The organism is Pseudotenacibaculum sp. MALMAid0570 (assembly GCF_040151415.1).
Classification (GTDB): domain Bacteria; phylum Bacteroidota; class Bacteroidia; order Flavobacteriales; family Flavobacteriaceae; genus Polaribacter.
In genome coordinates this window covers 1-314 of sequence record NZ_JBDKWF010000012.1, presented here as the reverse complement: position 1 = coordinate 314, position 314 = coordinate 1, and the positions used below count along the sequence as shown (strand labels likewise).

The following is a 314-nucleotide window of genomic DNA, read 5'->3' as shown; positions in this document are numbered from 1 at the left end:
CAAGGAGTGAGTCCGACTTTAGGACCTGATGCAACAGGTTTGGGGCAAATATTTTGGTATACACTAGAAGGAAGAGATGAAAGTGGAAATGTTACGGGTGGTTGGGATTTACATGAGTTAAGAAGTATTCAAGATTACTATGTTAAGTATGCGGTATCTTCTGCTAGTGGAGTCTCTGAAGTAGCTTCAATAGGAGGCTATGTTCAGGAATACCAGATTGATATTAACCCAGAGCTAATGAGACAATATAATATTGGCTTGCATCATGTGGTTAAGGCAGTTAAGCAGAGTAATAAAGATATTGGAGCACAGAC

General features: G+C 39.5%; 1 protein-coding gene. It reads left to right on the top strand.

What is annotated here, in order from left to right:
- Positions 1-314 (top strand): efflux RND transporter permease subunit (locus AAON49_RS00055; protein ID WP_349551725.1); only part of this gene is annotated, 314 nt, incomplete at both ends.